Annotated in this window: 1 protein-coding gene; it reads right to left on the bottom strand. The window is 67.5% G+C overall.

Annotated elements, in window-relative coordinates; translation table 11 throughout:
* Positions 1-844, bottom strand: a protein-coding gene (locus ABEA10_RS50935) for an IS5 family transposase (RefSeq protein WP_345475947.1) whose coding sequence is annotated in 2 segments (ribosomal slippage) — positions 1-448 and positions 448-844 — 845 coding nt annotated over the 2 segments. Because the reading frame shifts where the segments join, the coding sequence is not laid out codon by codon here. This gene is flagged as partial in the annotation.
* Positions 845-926: the final 82 nt, after the last annotated feature.

The following is a 926-nucleotide window of genomic DNA, read 5'->3' as shown; positions in this document are numbered from 1 at the left end:
GTGGCTTCGTAGCGGACAGCGAGCTTGTCGAAGCGAGTGGCCACCCCGCGGTGCTGTTTGAGCAGGTTGATGCCGCACTCGACGGCATGACGCTGCTTGTAGACCACAGCCTCGAACACCGGTGGGCGCCCGCCGTTGGAGCCTTGCCTGCGGCGGTTGGCGGCCTGGTCGTCCTTGACGGGGATGGTGGCCTTGATCCGACGTCGCCGCAGGTAGGCCCGGTTGCCTTTGGAGCTGTAGGCCTTGTCGGCCAGTACCCGGTCCGGCCGGGTACGCGGCCGGCCGGACCCAGGCCGGGGCACCCGGATGCGCTCGATCACCGCCTCAAACTGAGGGCTGTCACCACGTTGGCCACCTGTCACCAGCACCGACAGCAGTTTGCGGCCCTGCTCGGCGCTCAGATGCACCTTGGTGGTCCAGCCTCCTCGCGAGCGCCCCAGCCCGTGGTCGGCCGGTTCTTCATCGACCCCACCGGGCGGCTCGGCTTGCAGGTCCCCCTTTTACGAGCACCGGCCGCGTGCTGATGCGCCCGCGCGATGGTGGAATCCACACTGACATCCCAGGTGATCAGACCAGCCGCGTCCGCGCGTTCCTGCAGGCCGGACAGGATCCGCCGCCAGGTTCCGTCTCGCTGCCACCGCCGGAACAACCCATAGACCGTCTGCCAGGGCCCATATCGTGCCGGCACGTCCCGCCACGGCGAACCGACCCGCACCCGCCAGCGGATGCCATCGATCAGCCGGCGTCTGGTCCATTTCGGCGGACGACCTGGCCTCTTCGGCCTCGGCAGCAACGGCTCCAGCACCGCCCACTGCGCGTCACTCAGATCGAACCGCCCCGTCACCGCTAGGGTGGCCACGAGGTCTCCGGATAACTGGTCTTCTTGGTCGAAGAACCATCTACCGGAGACCTCACTACTTATCGAT

It is taken from the genome of Actinoallomurus oryzae (assembly GCF_039541955.1).
GTDB lineage: Bacteria > Actinomycetota > Actinomycetes > Streptosporangiales > Streptosporangiaceae > Actinoallomurus > Actinoallomurus oryzae.
Note: the sequence above shows the minus strand (reverse complement) of the source record. Positions and strands in the feature narration are given on the sequence as shown.